The sequence below is a fragment of the Halobaculum litoreum genome, from assembly GCF_030127125.1.
Classification (GTDB): domain Archaea; phylum Halobacteriota; class Halobacteria; order Halobacteriales; family Haloferacaceae; genus Halobaculum; species Halobaculum litoreum.
Map to the genome: position 1 here is coordinate 2,636,503 of NZ_CP126156.1, position 23,066 is coordinate 2,659,568.

Here is a 23,066-nt window from a genome sequence, read left to right on the forward strand (position 1 = left end):
TCGAGTAATAAATGTGCGCCGTTGGATCCGCGAGCGAACGGCGGAACGAAACCCGATCAGCGCTCGACGACGGCGGCCTCCCGGAGTTCGAGCGCCGTCTCGAACTCCCGGCGGCGCCGACTGCGCGTGCCGACACGGAGGAGGTGTTGCTCGTGGGCGCGCCGGAGCGCGTCGACCTCGCGGCGGTTCACCCCGAGCGCCTCGCCCACCTCGGCCCAGTGGCCGTCCGGGACGAGGTAGGTGGCGACGCCGTCGGTGTCGTCGACGCGCTCGAAGCGGCGCTCGTACTCGTCGGCGTTCGCGCGCAGGTGGTCGTCCGCCCGACGCAGCAGTTCCGGGAGGCGGCCCGCGCCGACGCTCGCCTTCGCGGCGGCGATCATGAGCGCGTTCGCGTCGATCGGGTGGCCGCGGTCGCGCGCCTCGGGGTCGTAGTCGCGCTCGGCCGGCGCGTCGCCCCCGTCGCCGCCGGCCATCACCCGCCCGCGCGCATCGCCTTCCGTCCGAACCGCTCGACGAGGTCGTCGAGCGCGGCCGCGTCGCCCTCGAAGGTGACGGTCACCTCGGTGAGCGTGATGCTCCCCGCGGCGTTCACCTCCGCGGTGTCGACGCTCGCGCGCCAGCCGTCGCCGACGACCGCCGTCGCCTCCTCGTCGGGGGCGTCGGCCTCGCCGCCGAGGTTGCGGAGGTAGTGGACGGCGAGGCGCCGCGAGATGCCGCGGTACGCCTCGACGCGCGTCGCGGCGTCCCCGGTCCCGTCGTCGCCCCCGGCGCCGCCGTCGGCACGGTGCGGGTCGCCCGTCGCCCCGCGGCGGTCGCAGTCGACGCCGCCGCCGGCGACGGGCGGGAACACCGCGAGGGTGTCGCCGTCGGCGACGCCGGTGTCGACGCCCTCCATGTGGAGGACCTCCCGGCCGTTGAGCAGGACGTTGATCTGCGGCTTCAGGTCCCCGTCGACGAGGAGGTTCCCCGCGAGCCCCTCGTACTCCGCCTCGAGGGCGGCGAGCACGTCGCCGACGGTGGACGCGTCGGCGAACTCCCGCTCGACGATCTTGGACCCGACCGCCTCCCGGAAGGTGGCGAAGAACTTCAGCGTGAGCTCCATGTCCGCAGGTGGGTGGAGGCGGGTAAAAAGGTGCGCGGCGCGGGCGGGGCGCGACGCCGCGACCGCGGTCGCCCGCGACCCGCGCGGGGACGAACCGTCACCGGTATGCCCGCGGTGGACCGAGTCGGTAGTATGACCGACGCCATCGACCGAGACCTGTACGAGCGGACGAAGGCGCTGCTGGAGCCCGGCGACATCGACCTCCTCGGGATGGTGGTCCACACCGACCTCGCCGGGCAGGAGGACCTGGAGATGCACGAGCTGACCGTGGCGCTGAACGAGGTCATCGCCGACCACGCCGAGAAGGGAGAGACGTACATCTACGCGGGCAACGACGACACCGACTTCGCCTCCAACCAGTTCCAGGGGCTGACGCTCGACGACGAGGCGTTCGTCTGGGAGTGCCAGCAGCTGCTCCGACAGGGGACGTTCGACCTCGTGTTCTACTACGAGGCCGGCGTCGACCAGGAGGCGCTCGGCGCCGACGTCGCCGCGCTGGACGGCGTGCGCGACGTGACGCTCGTCCCCTGAGCCGCCGGGGCCCCGGTGCCCACGGGCGATCTCCCCTCGACTCGGTGATGGTAAGCGCCACTTACATACATCCCCCTGTCCGGAACTACCGGTGGGACCGACACCACCATTCCGGCATCACCACGGCATTCCACACCCCGGTGGCTGTCGGGTCCCGACCACCGTGGCGGCCCCGCGCCGCCGGCGGGACCAAAACTCCCGCATGGGACCTTCTGCCGTCGGCCGAAACTGCTATGTGCGCATGCTCCCGCCAGCGAAACGAGCACACGGAGTACGCATGACGGACGCTCACCGGAACCAGTGGAGCCACCGATGGTCGCGCGCGCGGTTCGACGCGCTCCCCGAGACCGGCGGTCGGCTCTCGAAGACCCTCGTGTTCGAGCTGCTCGCGAGCGTCCGCCGGCGCTACGTCGTCGAGCACCTCGACGCCGCGGACGACACCGTCGAGGTCCGTCCGCTGATCGACGCGATCGCCGAACGCGAGTTCGGCGAGGACCCCGCCTACGACGAGCGCAAGCGCGTGTACGTCTCCCTCCGCCAGACGCACCTCCCGCGGCTGGCCGACGCCCGGGTGATCGAGTACGACGCCGACCGCGGCCGCGTCGCCGTCGGCGACCGTTTCGGCGCGCTCGCGTTCGCGCTCGGCGCGCTCGGCGCCCGGCCGCTGGCGGGCGAGGGCGCGACCGCCGACGCCGGCCCGACGGCCGACGCGAACAGACGCGCCGCCGGGGCGCCGGAGCCGACCGCCGACACGGGGTCGAGCAGCGACGCCCGCGAGGACTGAGTCGGCCGGCACGACCGGACCCGGTCGCCGCCACCCCGCGCGGGCGCACACCCGCGAACGCGACGCTTATCCTCGCGGCGTCCGGAACGACGCTATGGACGAAGTCGGGTCGGACGTCGAACTCACGACGCTCGAACGGGCCGTCATCAACGCCTTCCAGGGCGGCTTCCCGGTCGCGGAGCGGCCGTGGGAGCCCGCGGCGGCGGCGCTCGCCGAGCGCGGCGTCGACGTCGACGCCGCGGAACTGCTCGCGACCGTCCGCGACCTCGACGACCGCGGCGTGTTGTCGCGGTTCGGCGCGCTCGTCAACGCCGAGGCCATCGGCGGGACGGCGACGCTCGTCGCGATGCACGCCCCCGAGGAGCGCTACGACGAGGTCGCCGAGACGGTCAACGACTTCCGCGAGGTGGCCCACAACTACGAGCGCGAACACCCGCACCTCAACATGTGGTTCGTCGTCTCCGTCGCCGACGAGGCCGCCGTCGAGCGCGTGCTCGCGGACATCGAGGCCGCGACCGGGCAGGAGACGTACAACCTCCCCAAACGGGAGGAGTTCCACGTCGGCGCGAAGTTCCTGCTGGACGGCCCCGTGCCCGACGGCGACCTCGACCTGTCGCACCTCGGGCCCGCGGTGGAGCCGTCGGACGAGCGCGGCATCACCGCCCGCGAGCGCGACCTCGTCGTCGAGATCCAGGGGGGGACTCCCCGTCACGGAGACGCCGTACGCCGACGTCGCCGAGGCGGTCGGCCAGCCCGTCGAGTGGGTCGTCGAGACGATCAAGCGGTTCGAGCGGGAGGGGGGAAGGTGCGCCGCGTCGGCGTCATCCCGAACCACTACGCGCTCGGCTACACGGAGAACGGGATGACCGTCTGGGACGTGCCCGACGACCTGCTCGAGGAGGTGGGGCCGGCGGTCGCCTCGCTGGGGTTCGTCACCCACTGCTACCACCGCCCGCGCCACGAGGGCGTGTGGCCGTACAACTTCTTCGCGATGACCCACGGGCGCGACGAGGCCGAGTCCGAGCGGCGGATCGAGCAGGTCCGCGACACCATGACCGAGTTCTGGGACGTCGCCGACGACGAGTGGGACTCGCTGTTCTCCACGCGCATCCTGAAGAAGACGGGCATCCGCCTCGACGAGCGCGCCGACGCGCAGGTGCGCGACGAGGAGGCCGACCCGGCCGACGCGTGACCGGGCCGATGCGTGGACGGACACGACCGCCCGCGGCCGTCGGCGCCGCGTCTCGCGACTGCGAACCGCGACCGGGAGTTTATCACCCCGGGGTGGGATCGGCGGACGACATGGAGGCCGCGCGGTGATCCCGCTGTTGCACGACTTCGCCGACGAGACGGTGTTGGTCGTGGGCGGCGGGCCGGTGGGCGCGCGGAAGGCGCGGCGGTTCGCGCGCGAGGCGCGGACGGTCGTCGTGAGCCCCGCGTTCGCCGACCGCGACTTCGGCGACGCCGAACTGGTGCGCGCCGCGCCGACCCCCGAGACGGTCGGCGACTGGGTCGCGCGGCTCGCCCCCGCGCTGGTGGTGGCCGCGACGGACGACGCCGCCGTCAACGACGCCGCAGAGACGGCCGCCCGCGAGGCGGGCGCGCTGGTCAACCGGGCCGACGAGGCGGGCGGGCGCGACGCCGACAGCGTGGTCGTCCCGGCGACGGTGCGCGACGGGTCGGTCGTCGCGGCCGTCGCCACCGGCGGGGCGGCGCCGGCGCTGTCGAAGGAGCTTCGCCGCCGGATCGAACGCGAGATCGAGGGGGCCGGCGCGATGGCCGATCTGGTCGCGGAGATCCGTGCCGAACAGAAGGCGGCGGGGATGGCCGCGACCGCACGACGCGACCGGGTTCGCGCGGTCGTCGACGCCCCCGAGGTTTGGAAGGCTTTACAAGACGGAGTCTCCAATGCTCGCCAGGAAGCGAACCGAGTTATGGAGGCGATCGATGACTGACACCGGCGTCGTCGCGGGCGTGAGCGTGAGCCACGACCGCGCCTCGGTCGAGGAGATCGAGACCGCCCAGGCGGTCGGCGAGTCGACGCTCGTGTCGGAGCTGCTCGCCCGCGACGGGGTCGACGAGGCGCTGGCGCTCCAGACGTGCAACCGCGCGGAGGCGTACGTCGCGGCCGACGACGCCGCGGCCGCGCGACGGGCGCTGGAGCCGTTCGCCCCGGACGTCCGCGAGGGCGCGGTCGTCCACCTCGACCACGAGGGGAGCGTCCGGCACCTGATGCGCGTCGCCGCGGGGCTGGAGTCGCTCGTCATCGGCGAGGACCAGATCCTCGGCCAGCTCGGCGACGCCGCGGAGGTCGCGCGGGAGGCGGGCGGGCTCCACGGCGGCGTGCTCGACGACGCCGTCTCGAAGGCGCTGCAGGTCGGGAAGCGTGCCCGCGCGGAGACCCGCATCAACGAGGGGTCGGTGTCGTTGGGGTCGGCGGCCGTCGAACTGGCCGCCCGCGAGACCGACCTCGCGGACGCCACCGCCGTCGTCGTCGGCGCCGGCGAGATGGGGACGCTCGCGGCGCGCGCGCTCGACGCGTCGCCCGTCGGGCGGGTCGTCGTCGCGAACCGGACGCTCGCGGCGGCCGAACACGTCGCCGCCGCCCTCGACAGCGACTCGGCGGCGGTGCCGCTGGACCGCGTCCCCGCCGTCGCCCGCGAGGCGGCCGTCCTCATCGCGGCGACCGGCGCGGACGGCCCCGTCCTGCACGACGGGACGTTCGCCGACGCCGGCGAGACGCTGTGCATCGATCTGGGCCAGCCGCGCGACGTGGCGCCCGACGCGGGCGACGAGCGCGTCGTCGTCCGCGACATCGACGACCTCGAGACCGTCACCGGCGAGACGCGCGAGCGGCGCGCGGCGGCCGCCCGGTCGGTTGAGGAGATGATCGACGTCGAGTTCCAGCGGCTCCTCGACGACTTCAAACGCAAGCGCGCGGACGACGCGGTGTCGATGATGTACGAGGCCGCCGAACGGACGAAGCGTCGCGAGCTCCGCGAGGCGCTCTCGAAGCTGGAGGCGCAGGGCGACCTCACCGACGACCAGCGCGAGACGGTCGCGGGGCTGGCCGACGCGCTCGTGGGCCAACTGCTGGCGGCGCCCACCAAGAGCCTCCGCGAGGCCGCCGCGGAGGACGACTGGAACACGATCCACACGGCGATGCAGCTGTTCGACCCCGAGTTCGACTCGCCGCCGGCGACCCCCGCGAGTGCCGACGCCGCCGACGGATCCGAGGGCGCGGGCGGGATTCCGCCCCGGGTGCTCGACCGGCTCTCCGAGGACTGACCCGCCGGGGGCGATCCCCGCGGCCGGTACTCCAGTCGGGTACTTTTCGACCGATTACCCGTGAACGATACGGCGAGTGCCCCCACAGGGGAAAGGGTGATGTGCGATGCCGTCGCACGGTAGTCCATGAGAGGCGCGAGTCACGGCGTCGGTCGGCTCTCGACCGCGCCGGTCGAACAGGGAGTGGAGTCGATGTGCCGGGTGGCGGCGTGCGACCACCCGGACATCGCCGTCGGCCTCGCGGTGTTGGGCCTGACGGCGGCGTTCCTGCTGGCCGTGGGGGCGGTCCTGGGACGCCTCGAGGTCGCGCGGGAGGCGCTCGGGCGGGAGGTGACGCGGACCCGCGCGGAGCGCGACGCGTTCGAGCGGTTCCGCCGCCGCGTCGTCGCGCTGGAGCCAAACGAGATCGGGCGACCGACCCCGACCGGCGGCGGGACGAACGTCCTCACCGCGAGCGTCGGCGCTCCAGGGGGTGACGACGGCGGCTTGGCGGCCGCCCGGGCCGCCTACCGGGAGACCGTGATGGCCACCGCACACTACGACGAGGAGTACGACGAGACGCTCGCCGAGAGCGTCGCCGAGGAGTTCTCCGGCGCCGTCGCCGGCGCGCTCGTCGAGGACGGCGGCGCGTTGACGCCGACGCTGCGGGCGACGCTCGCCGGCGGGGCCGAGCGCGCACGCGAGGAACGCGCCGAGATGCTCACCCGGCTGGAGACCGAGGAGTCGGCGCTCGCGGACGCGGAGTCGACGCTCGCGCCGGCGGTCGAGGCCGGCGAGCGCACGGTCGAGCGCGACCTCGCGCACGCCACCTACACCGACCTGGTCGGCGAGTACGAGCGGCTGGAGTGGCACGAGGACCGCGTCGAGACCCTGTTGACCGACCGCCAAGGGCGGATCCACGACGAGGAGGGCGAGCGCCGGTACTGGTTCGACTACCTCTACCGCTCGCTGTCGTCGCCGTACCCCGTCCTGTCGGCGGGCGCGGAGACGCTCGCGCTGGTCGCCGACGCGAAGACCGCGCTGACCTCGGCGGCGAGCCGGCGCTGACCCGGCGCGGGGCGCTCCCCGCGCCCCCGGGGTACGCTTTTGTCCACGGCGAGCGACAGATCGACCGTGACCGACGTCCTCGACGCCGACGAGATCGCCGCACAGCTCCCCGACGGCTGGCACCACGACGCCGACGAGATCGCGCGCACCTTCGAGTTCGACTCCTACCTCGAGGGGGTGGGCTTCGCCGCCGGGGCGGGCGGCCTCGCCGAGGAGGCGTTCCACCACCCGACGATGACCGTCGAGTGGCGCGAGGTGACGGTCCGGCTCACCACCCACGACGCCGGCGGCGTCACCGGGAAGGACCTCGACCTCGCGGGCCGGCTGAACGAACTGGCGGACTGAGCCGATGGAGGCGGCGTACGTGTTCCGCGTCCGGTTCACCCTCTCGCCGCGGCGCGCGCGGATCGACCCGGACACGTTCGAGACGGTGGTGCGGATCCCCGCGGCGACGCCCGGCGAGGAGGGGTGGCTGTTGTTCCGCGACGCGCTGTGGCGCGGCGAGGCGAACGACGACGACCACGTGCGCGAGCTGTGTGCCGACCGCCTCCCCGCGGGCGTCGAGGTGTCGACGGCGGAGTTCCGGGAGCTCGAGACGGACGAGGCGTACCTCGAAGCGCTCCGGGAGGCCGTCGCCGCGGACCTGCCGGCGTTCCGGGCCGACTCGGTCCGCGAGGCGCTCCACAAGTACCTCGGCTCGTCGATCCGGGTCGCCGACGGGTCGACCGGCGGATCCGGCGTCGACGGGTGAGCGGGACGCCGACGGGCCGGTCCGCGGTCCGGCCGCGGTCGTCGTGTTAGGCGATTGTTTACTCGGTCGGTAGGGAGCGAACATATAACACGGGGAGCGACCTACCGTTGGGTCTCGGATGGTCCCCAACACCTACGACTTCTGGCTGTTCGACCTCGACGGCACGCTCGTCGACGCCGAGTGGTCCTACACCCGCGGGGTGTTCGACCGGGTGGGCGATCGCATCGGCTACGAGTTCGACGACCGGCAGGCGGAACTGCTGTGGCACGGCCTCACCGGCGCCCGCGACCCGCAGCTGCGCGAGTGGGGGCTCGACCCCGCGGAGTTCTGGCCCGCCTTCCACGCCGTCGAGGACCCCGCCGCGCGCGCCGAGGCCACCTTCCTCCACGAGGACGCCGAACGCCTGCTCGAGGACCTCCACGGGCGGGACGTCCCCCTCGGCCTCGTCACCCACTGTGCGGAGTTCCTCGCGCGGCCCGTCACCGACCGCCTCGGGCTGACCGACCGCTTCGACACGTTCCTCTCGTGTTCCGACGACACCGGCTGGAAACCCGACCCCGGCCCCCTCCGCGTCGCGATGGACGACATCGGCGTCGACCCGGCGACACAGCGCGGCGTCTACCTCGGCGACGGCGACAGCGACGTGGGCGCGGCGTGGAACGCGGGGCTCGACGCGGTCCACGTCGAGCGCCACGGCCACGAGCAGCGCGGACGCTGTGTGCGCGCCGACCACCGCGTGTGGACGTTCGACGACCTGGCCCGCGGCGCCGGCGTCGACCGGGTGTTCGGGACGGCCCGGGCCGACGGCGCCGGCGTCGGCGGCGAGAACCTCACCGACTGAGCCGCCTCACTCCGCCGCCCCGGCGGCGGCGCCCCCGTCGGCGCCGTCGACGCGCTCGCCCCGCAGCAGCCGCGCGGCGATGGAGAACGTCTGCTCGCGCGAGCGCCGCGTCGGGTAGTGGGCGGCCATGTAGCGGGCGGCGGCGACGAGACAGGTCCGCCGCTCGGCGGGGTCGTCGCGCGCGTCGTGTTGGCGACACGCCGCCTCGTACGCCTGGAACGTGTGGAAGTCCGTGTCCTCGACCAGCAGCGCGTTCCCCAGCGCGGCCTTCAGGCGCTCGGAGTCGCCGCCGGCCGCGAGGAAGTCCGCGACGGCGCCGCCGGCCGCCTCCACCTTCCCCTGCTGTTCGAACGCCAGCCGGAGCTCCTCCAGCGCGGCCGCGGGGTCGGCGTCGGGGTCGCCCGTCGGCTCGGGCGCCGGCGGCGTGTTGAGGAACCGGTCGAGGTAGACGTTGACCGCGGCGTCGACCACGCCGCGGTACAGCGCGGTCGCGTCGGTGCGCTCGGCCGCCCGCTGGACGGCGTTGGCGAAGGTGAACGTGTGGTGGACGGTGTTCCAGTCGGCGAACTCGTTGCTCGTCGCGAACCGCGCGACGCGGGTGACGGCCGCCAGCGACACCGCCCTCGCCAGTTGCTCGACGCTGGCGCCCCCGCGGATCGCCGTCTCCAGCGCCTCGAACACCGTCTCCGGGTCCTCGGCGAGCAGGCGGTCGGTGAAGCCGTCGGGTTCGGTCCACGTCGCGCCCTCGCCGGCGGCGACGAGGTCGTCGAGACGGTCGAACGTGTCCTCGCACATGGCCGCGAGGTCGACCGGCTGGCGCCACGACGACGTCTCCTCGGCGCGCCGGGCGGTCGCGAGGCCGCGCACCAGCGAGGCGAGCACGTCGGCGACGCGCTCGTCGTCGTCCCAGCCGACGCGGTCCAGCGCCTCCGTCGCCTTGTTGACGAAGTCGAAGGCGTGGCCGGTGTCGAGGTAGCGGTGGTCCGTCGCGGCGGTGACGAGCAGTTCCGTGAGTCGCTCGGGGCCGTACCCGGCCGCGACGGCGGTGCGGAGCACGCGCTCGGCGCCGTCGGCGTCGCGCACCTCGACGTTCTCGCGGAACCACGCGAGCAGGCGCTCGAACGGCACGTCCGCGGCGTCGAACGCCTCCTGGTCGAACTTCGGCGGCTCGCCCGCGCAGTCGCCGGCGACCTCGGCGAGTCCCTGATACAGCGCGCGCTTGCGGTCCTGTTCGTCGAGGTCCGGCAGGCGGTTCGCGAGCGCGACGAGGATCGTGAGCCCGGAACCCCACCCGTCGGCGCGGTTGCGGACGCCGAAGCGGACGCCCCGGTCGAGCACCTCGCCGGGGTCGACGCCGTTGTCGAGCAGGCCGACGGCCGACTTCGCGAGGACGAGCCGGATGTCCTGTTCGAGCCCGTCGTCGAGCCGGCTCCGCCAGTGCTCGGCGGGCGGCTCCGAGCGTCGGGGCTCGGGGGCGACGTACACGACCCCGTCGCGCACCTCGACGGGGTAGGTGTCGACGTCGTCGGCCCACGGGTCGAACGTGTCGCCGCAGGACAGCTCGAAGCGCGCGTGGTGCCAGTGACAGGTGAGCACGCCCTCCTCGACGCTCCCCTCGGTGAGGGGGAACCCCATGTGGGGACAGCGGTTGTTCACCGCGCGCACCTCGCCCTCGTGGTGGAACACCGCGATGGGCGTCCCGTCGACGGCCGTCAGCGTCCGGCCGGTCTCGCGGAGTTCGTCGAGCGGGACGACCTCGTGGAACGTCGGTGTGTCGTCGACTGCCATACTCGGCGAGTCGACACGAACCCCGAAGAAGGTTCTCTGAAACTCGTTTCAGTACGGTCGCGCGACGGCGCGGGACCGTCGCGGTCAGTCGGCCGTGACGGGCGTCCGCGACCCGTTGCCCGCCAGATCGAGCACCTCGTCGAAGAAGCCCAGCGAGTCGTGCGGGCCGGGGTTCGCCTCGGGGTGATACTGCCGGGTGACGACGGAGAACTCGTCGCTCTTGAGCCCCTCGGCGGTGTCGTCGTTGACGTTCACCTGCGTCACCTCGAGGTCGCCGGGGTCGGCGACCGAGTAGCCGTGGTTCTGGGTGGTCATGACGACCTGCCCCGTCTCGAGGTCGCGCACGGGCTGGTTGACGCCGCGGTGCCCGAACGCCATCTTCTCGGTGTCGCCGCCGAACGCGCGGGCGACGATCTGCTGGCCGAGACAGATGCCCGCCAGCGGCACCTCGCCGGCGAACGCCTCGACCAGCTCCGTCGCGGCCGCGAAGTTCGCGGGGTCGCCCGGCCCGTTCGAGACGAACAGCACGTCCGGCTCCAACTCGGCGACGGTGTCGGCGTCGACGTCGTACGGGAGCACGTGGACGTCCGCGCCGCGCTCGGCCAGCGAGGTGGCGATGGAGCCCTTCATGCCGCAGTCGACGAGCGCGACGTCGACGTCGCCGCCGCCCTCGACGGTGTACGGCTCGTCCGTCGACACCTGCTTGCCGATGTCGACGTGGTCGGACATGCCGACGCACTCGGCGAGCTCAGCCTTCGCGGCCTCGGGGGTCGCGTCGGGGCCGGCGGCGATGCCGCACGCCATCGCGCCCTCCTCGCGCACGCTCGTCACCAGGTCGCGCGTGTCGAGGTGGTCGACCGCGGGCACGCCCTCGGATTCGAGCCACTCGGCGACGTCGTCGGTGAGCTCGCGGGCGACGGCGGCGTTGGGGTGGACGCGGTCGGACTCGAACCGCTCGTCTCGGACGCCGTAGTTCCCGATCAGGGGGTACGAGAACGTGAGGACCTGCTCCTCGTAGGAGGGGTCCGTCAGCGACTCCTCGTACCCGGTGTACGCGGTCGTGAAGACCAGTTCACCACGTGTCCGGCCCGGCGCGCGGGCGCGTGCCTCGAAGACACGGCCGTCGGCCAGGGCGACGTAGGCGTCGGCCATTACGAGATACACAACGAGGGGCGGACCATAAGTGCGTCGTTCGAAGCCTCGTTACGAATTTCGTAATCTCTTTGGCGACCCTCCGGCAAGGGCGTGCATGGACGACCTGGACCGGCGCATCCTCAACCTCCTTCGACGGGACGCTCGGACCCCGTACACGGAGATCGCCGAGGAGGTCGGGACGAGCGAGGGGACGGTTCGAAACCGGGTGGACCGGATGACGAGCGAGGGCGTGATCGAACGGTTCACGGTCACCACGCGCACGGGGAACGTGAAGGCGATGGTCGAGATCAGCGTCGACATGAACGTCAACACCAGCGCCGTCTCCGAGCGGCTGGCCGACTGGGAGGAGGTCGACTTCGTGTGGCAGGTGTCGGGGCAGGAGGACATCGTGCTCATCGTCGACTGCGTCGACACCCGTGCGGTCAACGAACTCATCACGCGCGCGAGGGAGATGGACGAGATCGAGGGGACGAAGACGCGACTCATCCTCGACGAACGCCTCGGCTGAGTCGGCGCGCGGGTCGCGCCGCGGGCCCGACCGGCCGGCCGTCACTCCCGGGAGGCCCGTCCCCGCCACGCGTGGACGGCGGTGTACGCCCGGTCGATGACCCGCTGGAGGCCGTCGTACCGGAGCACCGGCTCGGTCCGCCCGGCCCGGATCGCGTCGGCGACCGCCCGCGGGGTCGGCGCGTCGCCGTCGACCGTCACCCGGGTGTACGCCCGGCCGACCTCGACGGGGTAGTGGGCGTCGCTGCCGCCGACGAGCGGCACGTCGAGCCGGGCGGCGAGGCGGCGGGTCCGAGCCGCGTGTTCGGGGTTCTTGCCGTTGATCTCGACGGCGTCGAACGCGGCGCCGCTCCGGCGGGCGGTGCTCCCGCGGTACGGGTGTGCGAGCACCGCCGCGCAGTCGCGCTCGTGGGCGACGGCGACCGCCTCCCCGGGCGTCAGTTCGCCGGGGGTCGTGCGCGCGGGCGGGTCCGGGCCGACGATCAGGACGTGGCCGCGCGTCGTCGACACCTCGATGCCGGGGAGCGTCGGGAACGCCGTCTCCGTCGGGTAGGCGTAGTCGTGGTTCGTCACCGCGAGGGCGTCGAGCCCCCGACGGCGGGCCGCGGCCGTCTGGAGGCGGACGCCGAGCCGGTCGTACGCCGTCGCTCGGCCGGCGAAGCCGTGGAAGAAGCGGCTGTGGCTGTGGAGGTCGACGGCGAACGTGGGCACGGCGGGGGGACTCGCCGGCAGGGCTTTGCTGTTGCGGACGGGTCGTGAGGCATGCGCGTTCTCGTTCACAACCCACGGAGCGGCGACGGCAAGCGCAGCGCCCGCGCGGCCGACATCGCCCGCGACCGCGGCTACGACGTCCGGAGCTCCCGCGAGCGGGGCGACACGTACGACCTCGCGCGCGAGGCCGTCGCCGACGGGGCCGACCTGGTCGCCGCCGCGGGCGGCGACGGCACGCTCAACGACGTCGTCCGCGGCGTCGACGACGAGGACGCTCTCGACCGCGTCACCGTCGGCGTCGTCCCCGCGGGGACGGGCAACGACTTCGCCGACAACGTCGGGATCCGCGGCGTCGACCACGCGTTCGACCTGCTGGAGTCGGGCGACCGGCGCCGGCTCGACCTCGGCAGCGCCGACCTGCCGCGCGGGCCGAGCGACGACCACGACGACGACCTCCCCCCGCGACCGTTCCTGAACTCCTGTGTCGGCGGGCTCACCGCCGAGTCGAGCGCGCGGACCACTCGGGAGTCGAAGCGCCGCCTCGGCGTGCTCGCGTACGTCGTGGCGACGATGGCGCACACGCGGAGCTTCGAGGGGCTGGAGCTGGAGGTCCGCGCCGGGCCCGCGCGCGACCCGGTGTGGGAGGGGACCGCGGCGATGCTGTTGGTCGGCAACGGGCGACGGTTCCCGGGGGAGGCGCGCCGGCAGGCGAACATGGAGGACGGCAAGCTGAACGTCGTGGTCGTGGAGGACGCCCCCGGGTACGACTACCTCGCGCGCGGCGCCCTCGACAAACTCCTGCGGCGGGGGGCCTCGCACCTCACCCGGCTGAAGGTGCCGTCGCTGACGGTCGACGCCGCCAAGCCGCGCCAGTTCTCGCTCGACGGCGAGCTGGTCGAGCGGCGTCACGTCGAACTCGCCGCGCGGCCGCGGGCGATGGAGTTCGTCGTCGGCGAGGCGTACGACCGCCACCCCGAGGAGAACCCCCCGGACGTGGTGTGAGGCCGCGCCGTCCCGGCGCCCGGGCCGCCGCGGGCGGCTCGCGGCCGCGACGACACCGAAGCCGTCATGGTTCGCCCTCACGCACGACGGCGTATGAGTACGGACGACGCCGGCGCGAGCGACGCCGGAGCCGCCGAGGACGTGGAGCACAAGAACGCCCTCCAGGACGTGATCGCCGTCGACAGCGACGACAACCCGCAGGGGACGGTGAACCGGCTGGAGGCCCACACCGGCGACGGCGTCCGCCACCGCGCGTTCACCTGCCTCGTGTTCGACTCGAACGGCCGGCTCCTGCTGGGGCAGCGCGCCCCCGGCAAGCGGCTGTGGGGCACCTACTGGGACGGCACCGTCGCCTCCCACCCCGTCGAGGGCCAGTCGCAGGAGGCGGCGACGCGCCAGCGGCTGGAGGAGGAACTGGGCATCACGCCCGACCAGTACGGCGACGTGAAACTCACCGACCGCTTCGAGTACAAGCGCTACTTCGAGAACGCGGGGCTGGAGTGGGAGGTGTGTGCCGTGCTGAAGGTCCACCTGGACGACGACGCGCTCGACCCCGACGAGGAGGAGATCGCGGGCCTGCTGTGGGTCGACTACGACCACCTCCACGAGCACCCCGAGTGGTACCGCCAACTGCGCCTGTGCCCGTGGTTCGAGATCGCGATGCGGCGCGACTTCGAGTAGGGCGTCGTGTCCGCCGACCGCCTGCTGCTCCCGGCCGCGGTGCGTGACAGCCTCCACGAGCGTCGGGCGGCGGGCGCGCCGGCGGAGGTGTGTGGCGTGTTGCTGGGCCGGCGGGCGGCCGACGACGGGGACGCCGGCCACGGCGACGGCCGCGACGGCGAGGCCCCCGACCCCGTCGACCGCGTCGTCGAGGCGGTCGCCGTCGACAACGTCGCCGCCGACCCCGAACGATTCTACGAACTGGACCCCGCCGAGACCGTCGCCGCCATCGAGGCCGGTGCGGACCGCGGGCTCGACGTCGTCGGCTTCTACCACTCGCACCCGCGCGGCCCGGCCGACCCGTCCGCGACGGACCGCGAGCGCGCGACGTGGTCGGGGTACGTCTACTGCGTCGTCGCGCCCGACGACCTCGTCGCCTACCGGTGGACGGGGGAGACGTTCCGGCCGCTCCGGGTCGAAACGCCGTAGTCCCCCGACCCCCAACGGCGGGTATGACCGACAGCGACGCCGGCCCGCCGGAGCCGGATCTGTACGACGACCTGACAGGACAGGCCGCGCTCGTGACGGGCGCGAACCGCGGCATCGGCGCCGAGATCGCCGCTAACCTCGCGGACCTGGGCGCGACGGTGTACGCGGGCGTCCGCAGCGTCACGTACGACCTGCCCGACGAGTACGAGCGCGTCGTCCTCGACGTGAGTCAGGAGGGCGACATCCAGGACGCGCTGAACACGATCGGCGAGTCCGAGGACGGCCTCGACGTCCTCGTCAACAACGCCGGCGTCGGCCACTTCGGGAACGCGCTCCACGAGGAGCAGACCCACCACGTCGACCACTCCATCTCGGTGAACCTCCGGGGGCCGATGCTGTTGTGTAAGTACGCGCTCCCGCCGATGCTGCGGACGGAGACGCCGCGGATCGTGAACGTCTCCTCGGGGATGGGCGCGCTCGGGGAGGCCCAGTCCGGCGGCTCGCCGTCCTACCGCGTGACGAAGACGGCGCTCAACGGCCTCACGACGTACCTCCACGGCGAGTACGCCGACGAGGGGCTGATCGCCAACTCCGCGTGCCCGGGGTGGGTCCACACCGAGATGGGCGGCGAGGAGGCGCCGCGCGCGCCCGCGGAGGGGGCCGACACCCCGACGTGGCTCGCGCGGTTCCGCGACGGGCCGGGCGGCCGGTTCTGGCGCGACCGCGAACGGATCGACTGGTAGGCGGCGGCCACCCCGTCCGCGTCCGCCGCCCCTCGCGGCCGGGCAGGCACTCGCCGAAGGGACCCCTTATAACTTGACTGAGCTATCAAGCGGAACCTACTCGCCGGAACGAGTGGTACTCTCCCCCGTGACCACCCACCCCGAAGTCGACTGGTCGGCGGTGTTCGCCGCGCTCGCGTCCTCGCGGCGACGGGCCGTGCTGCGTCGGCTTCGTGCGACGGCGCACGGGTCGCTCTCGGTCGCCGACCTCGCCGCGGACGCGGCGGACCCCGCGGCGTCGACCCTGGAGTTCGACCACGTCCACCTCCCGAAGCTCGTCGACGCCGGACTGATCGTCGCGGACGACGACGGCGGGACCGTCACGACGACCCCCGTCGCGGAGGCGCTCCCGGACCCGCTGCTGGCCCCGGAGGAACACGGCGCGCCGTCCCCGGCGGCGCCGACGGAGCGCGCCGGCGGCGTCGCCGACACGGACGACGACTGAGGCCGGCGGCTGTCGCCGAGGGGGCCGGGACGCGAGTACTCAATACCGCCAGCGGTGTACGGCCCCCATGGCAGTCATCGCGGAGTTCACCGTCGAGCCCGAGCAGTTCGTGCTCGGGCGGGTGCTGGCCCGCGCGTCCGACATCGAAGTCGAGATGGAGCGCGTCGTGCCGAGCTCCCGACGCGTGATGCCGTACATCTGGGTCCGGAGCCCCGACCTCGACGCCTTCGAGTCGGACATCCAGTCCAGCGAGTACGTCGAGGATGTGGTTCCGTTGGACGTCCTCGACGGGCGCGGCCTCTACCGGGTCGAGTGGAGCGAGGAGGTGCGGAGCCTCATCTTCGCGATGGCGGAGTTCGACGCGACCATCCTCGAGGCGCACAGCGCCGGCCGGTGGTTCTTCCGGATCCGGTTCGAGGACCGCTCGCGGGTGGCGGAGTTCAACGACTTCCTCCGGACACGCGGCATCGACATCGCGATGACGCGGCTGTACACCCTGGTCGGCGACGAGGACGCCGAGGACCCGTTCGGACTGACCGACACCCAGCGCCGGTCGCTGGCGTTGGCGATCGACCGGGGGTACTTCGAGGTGCCGCGCCGGACGACGCTGCGCGAGTTGGCGGGCGAGCTCGGCGTCAGCGAACAGTCGCTGTCGGAGACGGTTCGCCGCGGGGTCAACAACGTCCTCCAGCGGACGGTCGCCTCCGGGATCGACCCGCCGTCGTTGCCCGACGACGTCGACGCCGATCGTTAAGCGCTTGATATAGCAAGCGACACCGGTAGGTGCGACAAGTACGCTACCTTCTAGCATGGCGGAAGACCCGCGGCGCGATTGGTCGGCGGTGTACGACGCACTCTCCCACGACGTGCGGCGGGGCGTTGTCCGGCGCCTCGCCGGGGAGGGGCCGGCACCGGTGTCGACCGAGTCGCTGGCCGAGGCGGTCGCCGACGGGCCGGGGGTCGACGGGGAGCCGGAGGTGGAACTGCGCCACCTCCACCTCCCGAAACTGGCCGACGCGGGGCTGATACGGTGGGAACGCGGCGACGGCGCCGTCGTGGCGACGCCGTTCGTGCGCGAACTCCCCGCCGCGTTGTACCGGCCCGCGACCGTGCTCGGCGCGGCGTTCGAGACCGCCGGACGCGCGGACGACTGAGCCGATGCCGTCCCACGACGACCGGACGGACGACGTCCCGACCGACACGGGGTGGCGCGTCCCGGCCGACCCGGTCGAGCCGGAGCCCGTGAGTGTCCGCGTCGTCGAGTGCGTGGCCGAGGCGACCGGTCTCGACGCCACCGACCTCGACCCCCTGTACGAAGTCGTCGACCCGGACGCGCTCGACGCGCTGTTCCCCCCGGACGGGCCGGGCGGCTGTCGGGTCGGCTTCCGCTTCGCCGGGTCGGTCGTCGAGGTGAGCGGCGACGGCGACGTGATCGCCGTGACGGCCCCGCGGGTCGACGACTGACGGGTCGGTCGTCGCCGCGACCGAAACGAATTTCGGCCCGTCGGAGCGTCCGCCGAACGTGTCACAGAGCCGGGACGCCGTCGACGTGCTCCGCTACCCCGACGGACGGGTCGTCGTCGTCCCCGCCGGCGACGGCCGGATCGTGGTCGACGCCGAGTCGGGGGCCGGTCGGTCGGGCGGCGCCCGTCGCCTCGCCGTGTGGCTCGCGGTCGGCGGCGTCCTCGCGTACGCCGTCGCGGTCGCCGGCAACCTCCTCCTCGGCGTCGCCGCCGCGAGCCTGCTGTACGTCGCGTTCCGGTGGGCCGGCCACGGGCGCGCTGCGGCGGCCCCCACGGTCCTCGCCGAGGACGCCCCCGCCGGGGCGGTCGACGAGGTGTTCGACGTCGACGACCGGCGGGGACCGGCGTTCGCCGAGGAGCGGCACCGTGGTGTCGAGCGGGCGGGGAACTGAGCCGGCGGGCGACCCGGGGGCGTGGGGATCGGGCTCGTGGCGTCGCTGAACGCTATCAAACCGTTTATACCGCGGCGACGGGAACCGCGGGGTATGCCGAGAGAGCAGAAGCAGGTCCGCGAACTCCAGGAGGGGAGCTACGTGATGATGGAGGACTCCCCCTGCAAGATCAACGCCTACAGCACCGCCAAGCCCGGCAAGCACGGCAGCGCGAAGGCCCGCATCGAGGGCAAAGGCGTCTTCGACGGGAAGAAGCGGTCGCTCTCCCAGCCGGTCGACGCGAAGGTGTGGGTGCCGATCATCCGACGCAAGCAGGGGCAGGTCGTCTCCGTCTCCGGCGACGACGCGCAGGTGATGGACCTCGACACCTACGAGACGTTCACGATGCGCGTCCCCGAGGACGAGGACTTCACGCCGGACCAGAACATCGAGTACCTCGAGTACGAGGGCCAGCGGAAGGTCGTCGGGTAAGGTCGTGCCGTTCCCCGGTGCCGTCGCCGACCGCGAGGACGCGGCGTACGTCCTGACGGGCGCGCCGCTCGACGCGACGACGACGTTCCAGCCGGGCGCACGCTTCGGCCCCGAGCGGGTTCGCCGCTTCGCGGCCACCTACGACGACTACGACCGACACACGGATTCGTTCTTCTCCGATCTCCGCGTCCACGACGCGGGCGACGTGCCCGCGTGGGACGCCGTCGACGACTACCTCGACCACCTGACCGCCGAACTCCGCGCGGCCGTCATCGACGACGCCGTCCCGATCCTGCTCGGGGGCGAGCACACCGTCACGTGGGCGGGCGTGCGCGCGACCGACCCCGACGTGCTCGTGACGCTCGACGCCCACCTCGACCTCCGGAACGCGTACGACGGCAACCCGCTGAACCACGCGTGTGTCGTCCGGCGCTGCCTCGACGGCCACGCCGGTGACGACGCCGAGTACCCCACCGTCGACGAGGTGGTCGTCCTCGGCGCGCGCACCGGCTCGCCCGAGGAGTGGGAGCGCGCCGACGCGCCCGACGTGACGGTCGTCCCGCCCGCGGACGTGGCCGACTGGACGGCCGACTTCGACGGCGTCGACGGCCGCGACGCGTACCTCTCGGTCGACGTCGACGGCGCCGACCCCGGATTCGCGCCCGGGACGGGGACGATGGAGCCGTTCGGCCTCGCCCCCCGCGAGATGCGCGACGCCGTCCGCACGGTCGCCCCCCACTGCGTCGGCGTCGACGCGGTGGAGGTGAACGACCGCGACGACGGACAGGCCGCGGCGCTGGCGGGGAAGCTGCTGCGCGAGGCGGTGTATTCCCACGCCGCCGCCCGCGACGACGCGGACTGAGCCGGTCCGTCGCCGCCGTCCGTCCCGGCCGCCGTCGCCGTCGCGTCGGCTACATATCCCCGGAGCGTCAACGCCCCCGTATGGACCGATCCGAGTTCGTCGACCGACTCGACGAGGCACTGGACACCGACGCGTACGCCGACCTCGACGCCTCCCCGAACGGCCTGCAGGTCGGGTCGCGGGCCGGCGAGGTCGACACCGTCGCGTTCGCCGTCGACGCGGTCGGGGCGACCGCCGCGGCCGCCGTCGAGCGCGGCGCCGACGCGCTCGTCGCCCACCACGGCGTCGTCTGGGGCGGCCTCGACCGCGTGACCGGCCGCGAGTACGACCGGATCGAACCGCTCGTCGCCAACGACGTGGCGCTGTACGTGTCGCACCTCCCGCTCGACGGGCACCAGTCGCTCGGCAACGCCGCCGGCGTCGCCGACGTGCTCGGCCTCGTCGACCGCGAGCCGTTCGGCGAACTCGGCCCCGAACACATCGGCCAGCGCGGCGTCCTCCCCGAGGCGACGGCCCTCGACGACCTCGCGGCGACGCTGGAGGCGGCCGTCGACCACGGCGGCGCGGGCGTGCAGGTGCTCGACACCGGCCCGGAGACGGTCGAGTCGGTCGGGATCGTCACCGGAAGCGGGAGCGACTGGCTGCGCGAGGCCGCGGACCTCGGCCTCGACGCGCTCGTCACCGGCGAGGCGAAGGGGAAACTGTACCACGAGGCGCGCGAGGCGGGCGTGTCGGTCGTCCTCGCGGGACACTACGCGACGGAGACGTTCGGTGTCCGGGCGCTCCGCGACCTCGCGGCCGAGTGGGGGCTGGAGACGACGTACGTGGACCACCCGACCGGGCTGTGACCGACCGGCCGCGGGCGCCGGGGAATCGACGCTGATAGCCGGACGACCGCGCTTATACCGGTCACCGGGGTGGTGCGCCCAATGGAGTTCACGAGAGCGTGGGGAGCGCTCGCCCCGGGGTGGCTGCGACGCCGGTACGCGGCGAAGCTCACCGTCGCCCTGCTGGTCGTCGTGGTCCTCACCGTCGGCTTCGGTGCGGTCGTCCAGGCACAGACCGACGCGCAACTGCGCGAGGACGTCCGCGACGACCTGACGACGACGGCGGCCGAACGGGCGACGACCCTCGACACGTGGCTCGGCGGCGTCGAGAGCCAGACCGAGCTGACCTCGCGCCACCCGGCGGTCGTCGCGGGCGACCCCGAACCGGTGAAGGACTACCTCGACAGCCTGCAGGCGTCGGGCGTACTCCCGTCGGGCGTCGCGGCGGTCCACTACTACGACACCGCGGACGAGCGCATCGTCACCTCGACCAGCGACGCGATGGTCGGCGTCAGCCCCGCCGAACAGGGCGCGCCGTTCGCCGAGGACCCGCCCGAGTTCTCCGGGCCGGACGACGTCCACGTGACGCGGCCGTTCGAGGTGTCCGTCGTCGACCACCCGGTCGTCGCCGTCGTCTCGCCGGTGCCGGGCGTCGAGGACCGCGCCGTCGTCTACATGGTCGACATCCAGGCGCAGGCGGCGGCGCTCACGGGCGACTCGGACACCGAGACGCTCGTCGTCGCCGGGAACGACCGCCTCGTCGCCCACCCCGACGGCGACCGGATCGCCACCGAGTTCGCCGCGGCGGCGGCGCTCGGTGACGCCCGCGGGCTCATCGAGCGCGACGGGCAGGTGATGGCGACGGCGTCGCTGTCGGCGACCGACTGGACGGTCGTCACCCGGACGCCGGCGTCGCAGGCGTTCGCGCTGGGCGACAGCGTCGCCTCCAGCATCGTCGGCCTGATCCTGCTCACGGTCGTGGGCCTCGCCGTCGTGGGCGTCACCATCGGGTCGAGCACGGTCATCTCGCTGCGCCGGATCGCCGACCGCGCGGACGCGATGGCCGCCGGCGAGTTGGACGAGCCGATGCACACCCGCCGCGAGGACGAACTCGGCACCGTCGTCGACTCCTTCGAGTCGATGCGGCGGTCGCTCCGGTCGACCGTCGCCGACGCCGAGGCGGCGCGCGCCGAGGCGGAGGCCGCCCGAGCGGGCGCCCGCGACGACGCCGACCGGCTCGAGGCGACCGCCGCCGACTACGGCGCGGTGATGCGCGCCGTCGCGGACGGCGACCTCACCCGGCGCGTCGACGCCGACGTCGGCAGCGACGCGATGCGGGCGGTCGGCGAGGCGTTCAACGGGATGCTCTCGTCGGTGGAGTCGACGATGGCCGACGTGAAGCGCTTCTCCGGGCACGTCGTCGACGCCGCCGAGACCGCCGACGACCGCACGGAGGACGCCCGGGCGGCGGGCGAGGCGGTCAGCGACGCCGTCGGGGAGATCGCCGCGGGCGCCGACGAGCAGGCCGCCCACCTCCACGAGGTCGAGGGGGAGATCGGACAGCTGTCGGCCTCGGCCGAGGAGGTCGCCGCGACGGTCGTCTCCGTGTCCGAGACGGCGAGCCGCGCGGCCGACGCCGGCGCGACGGGCCGCGAGACGGCCGAGGAGGCGCTCGACGAGATGGACGCCGTCCGCGAGCGGACCGACGAGACGATGGCCGAGTTGGAGGCGCTCGACGACGAGGTGGCGGCCATCGGCGAGGTCGCCGAGGTGATCGCCGACATCGCCGAGCAGACGAACCTGCTGGCGCTGAACGCCTCCATCGAGGCCGCCCGCACGGGCGCCGAGGGCGACGGCTTCGCCGTCGTCGCCGACGAGGTGAAGGGGCTCGCCGAGGAGACGAAGGAGTCGGCCGCCGAGGTCGAACAGCGGATCGAACGCGTGCAGGCCACCACCGCCGAGACGGTCGCCGGGATGCGCGACACCGACGAGCGCGTCCGCGCGGGCGCCGAGACGGTCGCTGGCGCCATCGACTCGCTGTCGACGGTCGCCGACCACGTCGAGGGGATCGACGACGACCTCTCGGAGATCGAGCGCGCGACCGACGACCAGGCCGAGGCCGTCGAGTCGGTCGTCGGCATGACGGAGGACGTCGCCGCCATCGGCGACGAGACGACCGCGGCCGCCGGCGACGCGGCCACCGAGACCGCCGTCCAGACGCAGTCGCTGGCGGACGTCGACGACGCGGCGACGGACCTCGCGACCCGCGCGCGTCGCCTCCGGGGCCTGTTGACCGAGTTCGGCGTCGCGGCCGGCGCGACCGTGGACGGCGCCGTCGGCGGCCACGTGGAGGCGGACGACTGATGGTCGAGACCACGACGACGACGTGGTTGTGGCTCGGCTTCGCCGGGATGGCGCTCGGGACGGTGCCGCCCCTGTGGCAACTCGTCGCCGACCGCGCGCCCGAGCGGCGAGGGCACTACCTCGCCCTCGCGGGCATCACCGGCGTCGCCGCCGTCGCGTACGGCGGGATGGCGCTGGGCGTCGGGACGGTCGCGGTCGACGGGCGCCCGCTGTACACGCTCCGGTACGCCGACTGGCTCGTGACGACCCTGCTGCTCGTCGGCTACCTCTGGCTCGTGGCGGGTGCCGGGCGCCGGGCGCTCGCCCGCCTGCTCGTGCTCGACGCCGCGGTGATCCTGCTGGGGACGGCGGCGGTCGTCCTCCCCGACCCGGTCCGGTTCGTCGCGTTCGCGCTCGGCGGGCTGGCGTTCCTCGGGCTCGCGCGCGAGCTGGTCGTCACGGTCCCCCGGCGGGCGGCGTTCGCCGGGCCGGTCGCGGCGGCGACGTTCGAGAAGCTCCGCAACGTGACGGTCGTGCTGTGGGCGCTGTACCCCGTCGTCTGGCTGCTCGGACCCGCCGGCGTCGGCGTGCTGCTGCCCGCGACGGAGGTGCTCGTGTTCGTCTACCTCGACGTCGTCGCCAAGGCCGGGTTCGTCGTCCTCGCGGTGAACGGGCTCGCGGCCGCCGGGAGCGTCGGCGAGGGCGCCCCGGCCGCCGACGAGGCCCCCGCTTCGACCGCCGACTGAGCCGCGCGGTCGCGGCGCC

The 23,066-nt window shown here is 73.6% G+C and carries 28 protein-coding genes and 2 pseudogenes; 24 read left to right on the forward strand and 6 right to left on the reverse strand.

What is annotated here, in order from left to right; translation table 11 throughout:
- Positions 1–56: 56 nt before the first annotated feature.
- The 3 genes and pseudogenes from P0R35_RS14330 to P0R35_RS14335 all read right to left on the reverse strand — a co-directional run.
- The gene (locus P0R35_RS14330; RefSeq protein ID WP_284013091.1) at positions 57–473 is read right to left on the reverse strand and encodes a DUF8048 family protein; all 417 of its coding nucleotides are present in this window, start codon (positions 471–473) and stop codon (positions 57–59) included.
- On the reverse strand, positions 473–850 hold the full coding sequence (locus P0R35_RS16855; RefSeq protein WP_490396515.1) for a MoaD-like domain-containing protein: 378 nt from the start codon (positions 848–850) through the stop codon (positions 473–475). Before P0R35_RS16855 ends, P0R35_RS14330 begins: the two co-directional genes overlap by 1 nt.
- Positions 827–1,102, reverse strand: a pseudogene (locus P0R35_RS14335) (ubiquitin-like small modifier protein 1); the annotation flags it as partial. The gene P0R35_RS16855 and the pseudogene P0R35_RS14335, both read right to left, overlap by 24 nt.
- Positions 1,103–1,234: 132 nt before the next feature.
- Between P0R35_RS14335 and P0R35_RS14340 the strand changes: the two are divergent.
- The 9 genes and pseudogenes from P0R35_RS14340 (at position 1,235) to P0R35_RS14380 (ending at position 8,344) form a co-directional block, all read left to right on the forward strand.
- On the forward strand, positions 1,235–1,633 hold the full coding sequence (locus tag P0R35_RS14340; RefSeq protein WP_284013092.1) for a DUF5778 family protein: 399 nt from the start codon (positions 1,235–1,237) through the stop codon (positions 1,631–1,633).
- A 277-nt stretch (positions 1,634–1,910) separates the two neighbouring features.
- Complete coding sequence (locus P0R35_RS14345) at positions 1,911–2,417, forward strand: DUF7344 domain-containing protein (RefSeq protein ID WP_284013093.1); 507 nt, start codon at positions 1,911–1,913, stop codon at positions 2,415–2,417.
- 94 nt (positions 2,418–2,511) lie between these two features.
- Positions 2,512–3,609, forward strand: a pseudogene (ahbB, locus tag P0R35_RS14350) (siroheme decarboxylase subunit beta).
- A 124-nt stretch (positions 3,610–3,733) separates the two neighbouring features.
- Positions 3,734–4,372 carry a precorrin-2 dehydrogenase/sirohydrochlorin ferrochelatase family protein gene (locus P0R35_RS14355; protein ID WP_284013094.1) on the forward strand — a complete coding sequence of 213 codons (639 nt, stop codon included), beginning with the start codon at positions 3,734–3,736 and terminating at the stop codon, positions 4,370–4,372.
- Positions 4,365–5,705, forward strand: a complete 1,341-nt coding sequence (gene hemA, locus P0R35_RS14360) for a glutamyl-tRNA reductase (RefSeq protein WP_284013095.1) — start codon at positions 4,365–4,367, stop codon at positions 5,703–5,705. The genes P0R35_RS14355 and hemA overlap by 8 nt, the downstream gene beginning before the upstream one ends.
- A 126-nt stretch (positions 5,706–5,831) precedes the next feature.
- Positions 5,832–6,752, forward strand: coding sequence for a DUF7260 family protein (locus tag P0R35_RS14365; RefSeq protein WP_284013096.1), 921 nt, complete (start codon positions 5,832–5,834; stop codon positions 6,750–6,752).
- A gap of 66 nt (positions 6,753–6,818) precedes the next feature.
- Positions 6,819–7,097 (forward strand): 4a-hydroxytetrahydrobiopterin dehydratase, encoded by a 279-nt coding sequence (locus P0R35_RS14370; RefSeq protein WP_284013097.1) that lies wholly within the window; start codon positions 6,819–6,821, stop codon positions 7,095–7,097.
- Between the two features lie 4 nt (positions 7,098–7,101).
- Positions 7,102–7,503 (forward strand): LWR-salt protein, encoded by a 402-nt coding sequence (lwrS, locus tag P0R35_RS14375; protein WP_284013098.1) that lies wholly within the window; start codon positions 7,102–7,104, stop codon positions 7,501–7,503.
- Positions 7,504–7,621: 118 nt separating this feature from the next.
- On the forward strand, positions 7,622–8,344 hold the full coding sequence (locus P0R35_RS14380) for an HAD family hydrolase (protein WP_284013099.1): 723 nt from the start codon (positions 7,622–7,624) through the stop codon (positions 8,342–8,344).
- Between the two features lie 6 nt (positions 8,345–8,350).
- On the opposite strand, the gene P0R35_RS14385 is transcribed toward P0R35_RS14380, so the two are convergent.
- Both P0R35_RS14385 and carA read right to left on the reverse strand, forming a co-directional pair.
- Positions 8,351–10,132 (reverse strand): Rieske 2Fe-2S domain-containing protein, encoded by a 1,782-nt coding sequence (locus P0R35_RS14385; protein ID WP_284013100.1) that lies wholly within the window; start codon positions 10,130–10,132, stop codon positions 8,351–8,353.
- An 84-nt stretch (positions 10,133–10,216) separates the two neighbouring features.
- Complete coding sequence (gene carA, locus P0R35_RS14390; RefSeq protein ID WP_284013101.1) at positions 10,217–11,284, reverse strand: glutamine-hydrolyzing carbamoyl-phosphate synthase small subunit; 1,068 nt, start codon at positions 11,282–11,284, stop codon at positions 10,217–10,219.
- Between the two features lie 97 nt (positions 11,285–11,381).
- Between carA and P0R35_RS14395 the strand changes: the two genes are divergently transcribed.
- Positions 11,382–11,795, forward strand: a complete 414-nt coding sequence (locus tag P0R35_RS14395; RefSeq protein WP_284013102.1) for an Lrp/AsnC family transcriptional regulator — start codon at positions 11,382–11,384, stop codon at positions 11,793–11,795.
- A gap of 41 nt (positions 11,796–11,836) precedes the next feature.
- Here the strand turns inward: P0R35_RS14395 and P0R35_RS14400 are convergent, their stop codons facing one another.
- The gene (locus P0R35_RS14400; RefSeq protein ID WP_284013103.1) at positions 11,837–12,505 is read right to left on the reverse strand and encodes a PHP-associated domain-containing protein; all 669 of its coding nucleotides are present in this window, start codon (positions 12,503–12,505) and stop codon (positions 11,837–11,839) included.
- Between the two features lie 51 nt (positions 12,506–12,556).
- Between P0R35_RS14400 and P0R35_RS14405 the strand changes: the two genes are divergently transcribed.
- From P0R35_RS14405 to P0R35_RS14470, 14 genes are all read left to right on the forward strand, one after another.
- The gene (locus tag P0R35_RS14405) at positions 12,557–13,507 is read left to right on the forward strand and encodes a diacylglycerol/lipid kinase family protein (protein WP_284013104.1); all 951 of its coding nucleotides are present in this window, start codon (positions 12,557–12,559) and stop codon (positions 13,505–13,507) included.
- Positions 13,508–13,600: 93 nt separating this feature from the next.
- Entirely contained in the window at positions 13,601–14,188 is a 588-nt protein-coding gene (locus P0R35_RS14410; protein ID WP_284013105.1) for an NUDIX hydrolase, read from the forward strand.
- A gap of 6 nt (positions 14,189–14,194) precedes the next feature.
- The gene (locus P0R35_RS14415) at positions 14,195–14,656 is read left to right on the forward strand and encodes a desampylase (RefSeq protein ID WP_284013106.1); all 462 of its coding nucleotides are present in this window, start codon (positions 14,195–14,197) and stop codon (positions 14,654–14,656) included.
- 23 nt (positions 14,657–14,679) lie between these two features.
- Positions 14,680–15,399, forward strand: coding sequence for an SDR family NAD(P)-dependent oxidoreductase (locus P0R35_RS14420; protein WP_284013107.1), 720 nt, complete (start codon positions 14,680–14,682; stop codon positions 15,397–15,399).
- Between the two features lie 127 nt (positions 15,400–15,526).
- Positions 15,527–15,883 (forward strand): DUF7344 domain-containing protein, encoded by a 357-nt coding sequence (locus tag P0R35_RS14425; RefSeq protein ID WP_284013108.1) that lies wholly within the window; start codon positions 15,527–15,529, stop codon positions 15,881–15,883.
- A gap of 67 nt (positions 15,884–15,950) precedes the next feature.
- Positions 15,951–16,637: a helix-turn-helix domain-containing protein gene (locus tag P0R35_RS14430; RefSeq protein ID WP_284013109.1), complete on the forward strand. Its 687-nt coding sequence runs from the start codon at positions 15,951–15,953 to the stop codon at positions 16,635–16,637.
- A 55-nt stretch (positions 16,638–16,692) separates the two neighbouring features.
- Positions 16,693–17,037: a DUF7344 domain-containing protein gene (locus P0R35_RS14435; RefSeq protein ID WP_284013110.1), complete on the forward strand. Its 345-nt coding sequence runs from the start codon at positions 16,693–16,695 to the stop codon at positions 17,035–17,037.
- A gap of 4 nt (positions 17,038–17,041) precedes the next feature.
- Entirely contained in the window at positions 17,042–17,347 is a 306-nt protein-coding gene (gene ddfA / locus P0R35_RS14440; RefSeq protein WP_284013111.1) for a DdfA family disk-determining factor, read from the forward strand.
- Between the two features lie 58 nt (positions 17,348–17,405).
- Positions 17,406–17,798 carry a hypothetical protein gene (locus tag P0R35_RS14445; protein WP_284013112.1) on the forward strand — a complete coding sequence of 131 codons (393 nt, stop codon included), beginning with the start codon at positions 17,406–17,408 and terminating at the stop codon, positions 17,796–17,798.
- A 93-nt stretch (positions 17,799–17,891) separates the two neighbouring features.
- The gene (locus tag P0R35_RS14450) at positions 17,892–18,269 is read left to right on the forward strand and encodes a translation initiation factor IF-5A (RefSeq protein WP_284013113.1); all 378 of its coding nucleotides are present in this window, start codon (positions 17,892–17,894) and stop codon (positions 18,267–18,269) included.
- Between the two features lie 4 nt (positions 18,270–18,273).
- Positions 18,274–19,131 (forward strand): arginase family protein, encoded by an 858-nt coding sequence (locus P0R35_RS14455; protein WP_284013114.1) that lies wholly within the window; start codon positions 18,274–18,276, stop codon positions 19,129–19,131.
- A gap of 80 nt (positions 19,132–19,211) precedes the next feature.
- Positions 19,212–19,979, forward strand: coding sequence for a Nif3-like dinuclear metal center hexameric protein (locus tag P0R35_RS14460; protein ID WP_284013115.1), 768 nt, complete (start codon positions 19,212–19,214; stop codon positions 19,977–19,979).
- 81 nt (positions 19,980–20,060) lie between these two features.
- A complete protein-coding gene (locus tag P0R35_RS14465; RefSeq protein WP_284013116.1) occupies positions 20,061–22,322 on the forward strand; it encodes a methyl-accepting chemotaxis protein in 2,262 nt (753 codons plus the stop codon).
- A complete protein-coding gene (locus P0R35_RS14470; RefSeq protein WP_284013117.1) occupies positions 22,322–23,047 on the forward strand; it encodes a bacteriorhodopsin in 726 nt (241 codons plus the stop codon). Before P0R35_RS14465 ends, P0R35_RS14470 begins: the two co-directional genes overlap by 1 nt.
- The last annotated feature ends 19 nt before the right edge of the window (positions 23,048–23,066 follow it).